We start from the raw sequence: 2496 nt of genomic DNA on the forward strand, positions 1-2496 counted from the left end.
ATTGCCGGTATCGACCTCTACGACCAGGAGTTGAGCGAGGCCTTCCCGCCGATGTCGGTGACGGTCCGCCTCGAGGACGACGTGGACGTCTCACGCGGCGACATGATCGCCCGAGTTAAGAACGCACCGCAGCCCAGCCAGGACATCGACGCGATGATCTGCTGGATGACGACCGCGCCGCTCAAACCACGGCAGAAGCTCGCCATCAAGCACACGACCCGCACCGCGCGCGCCCTCGTAAAGGACATCCAGTACCGCTTGGACGTCAACACGCTGCACCGCGACCAGGACTCCAAGGAGCTCGGCGTCAACGAGATCGGCCGCGTCCAGCTGCGCACAACAGTGCCGCTGCTGTGCGACCCGTACTCGCAGAACCGCACCACCGGATCCTTCATCCTGATCGATGAGGCCACAGGTGTGACCGTCGGAGCCGGAATGATCAACTCCGGCTCCTGACCTCCGTACGAAGCAGAACGCCCGGCAGCCACAGGCTGCCGGGCGTTCTGCTTGCTCGGAGGCTTAAAAGGCGAGCGCCAGCGAGCCGTCGGAGGCTGAGCAGGCGAGCGCCAGCGAGCCGTCGACGAAGCCCCGCGACCCGCACGCTAGTTGAGGTGCGAGCGAATCAAGCCTCGAGATCCCGCGGCGCACCGCACTCCCCCAATCCCCGTCGAAGCAAACAACGCAGGCCAGAGCGCTCACAGCCGGACGCTGCTGGTCCCCGTCCACGCTTCCCCGCGTCGGACCGACGATCACCTCGATCTGGCCACCGAGTCACCAATCGTCTGCGGCGCCACGGCGACCGCGAGGCTCAGGATCGGTCGCGAACCCGACCTCCGCGCCGCTATCCGGCCTCGCGCAGATCTCCTGCGTGCGCCCGATACCAGGTCACGGTCGACTCCAGCCCCTCACGCATTCCGATCTTGGCCTCCCAGCCAGCGGCCCGCAACTTGCTGACATCGAGCAGCTTCTGAGGGGTGCCGTCAGGCTTGGAGGTATCCCACTCGGTGCGCCCCTCGTAGCCGACGACGTCGGCGATCAGGGAGGCGATCTCCTTGATCGTGGTGTCGCGCCCGGTGCCCACGTTGACCTGCTCCGACCCGTCATAGTGCTCCAGCAGGTGAAGACAGGCAGCAGCCATGTCGTCGACGTGCAGGAACTCCCGTCGTGGCGTGCCGGTCCCCCAGTTAGTCACTGACTCTGCGCCAGACGCCACGGCCTCGTCGTAACGTCGGATCAGCGCGGGAAGCACATGACTACCCATCGGCGAAAAGTTGTCGCCTGGACCGTAGAGATTGGTCGGCATCGCCGAGATCCACGACCGACCGTACTGTCGGCGCACAGCCTGAACGCCCAGGATGCCGGCAATCTTCGCGATTGCGTAGGCATCGTTGGTGGGCTCGAGGTGACCGGTGAGCAGTGAGTCCTCGATGATCGGCTGCGGCGCCAGCTGCGGATAGATGCAGGACGACCCCAAGAAGAGCAGCCTCTCCGTCCCATGCTCCAGGGCCGCGTCCATGACGTTGGTCTGGATCCGCAGGTTGTCGGAGAGGAAGTCGACGGGGTAGGTGTTGTTGGCCAGGATCCCGCCGACCTTCGCTGCCGCCAGCACCACGTAGCGAGGCTTGGTGTCGGCGAAGAAGTCAGAAACGTCTGAGCGCTCGCGCAAGTCCAGCTCATCCGACTGGCGCCCGATGACGTCGGAAAACCCCTCGGCCTCCAGCCGTCGCGCGATCGCCGACCCCACCAGGCCACGATGACCGGCGACGTACGTCGTCGCCTCGCGGTCGAGCGGTCCGGGCGTGAATTCCTCAGCCATCGTGGGTCCCGACGACGGGCCACCCGTCGAGACGCACGGTGTCGATCCAAGGCCGCCCCTCGTGCTCGAGCGCCTCGATGTCTGCGTCAACCATGATCCTGGCTAGCTCGTCGGTCTGGACGGTGGCCTTCCAGCCGAGCTTGGCGTGTGCCTTGGAAGCATCACCCACAAGCGCGTCAACCTCGGTGGGGCGGAGGTAGCGTTCGTCGAAACGCACGTGCTTCTCCCAGTCGAGGCCCGCATGCTCGAACGCCGTGGTGACGAAGTCCCGCACCGTGAAGTTGCCCCCGGTCGCCAGCACGAAGTCATCCGGCTCGTCCGCCTGCAGCATCCGCCACATGCCTTCGACGTATTCGGCCGCATAGCCCCAGTCGCGCACGGCGTCGAGGTTGCCGAGGTAGACATGATCCTGGGTGCCGGCCTTGATCCGGGCGACCGCGCGGGTGATCTTGCGCGTAACGAAGGTCTCGCCGCGCCGCGGGGACTCGTGGTTGAACAGGATCCCGTTGACGGCGTACATGCCGTAGCCCTCGCGGTAATTCTTGGTAACCCAGTAGGCGTAGACTTTTGCCGCGCCATACGGCGAACGTGGGTAGAATGGCGTCTCCTCGCTTTGTGGAGGCGGCGTCGCTCCAAACATCTCCGAGCTCGACGCCTGGTAGTAGCGGCATTCGACCCCC

General features: G+C 65.5%; 3 protein-coding genes. 1 reads left to right on the forward strand and 2 read right to left on the reverse strand.

The window, feature by feature from the left end; translation table 11 throughout:
- A partial coding sequence (locus tag VOI19_RS18025; protein WP_416366399.1) for an elongation factor 1-alpha C-terminal domain-related protein occupies positions 1-456 on the forward strand: 456 nt, incomplete at its 5' end.
- Between the two features lie 385 nt (positions 457-841).
- On the opposite strand, the gene VOI19_RS18030 is transcribed toward VOI19_RS18025, so the two are convergent.
- Positions 842-1816 carry a GDP-L-fucose synthase family protein gene (locus VOI19_RS18030; RefSeq protein WP_416366400.1) on the reverse strand — a complete coding sequence of 325 codons (975 nt, stop codon included), beginning with the start codon at positions 1814-1816 and terminating at the stop codon, positions 842-844.
- The coding region (locus tag VOI19_RS18035; RefSeq protein ID WP_323794326.1) for a GDP-mannose 4,6-dehydratase at positions 1809-2496 on the reverse strand (688 nt) is incomplete at its 5' end. The genes VOI19_RS18030 and VOI19_RS18035, both read right to left, overlap by 8 nt.

The organism is Nocardioides sp. (assembly GCF_034670285.1).
Lineage (GTDB): Bacteria > Actinomycetota > Actinomycetes > Propionibacteriales > Nocardioidaceae > Nocardioides.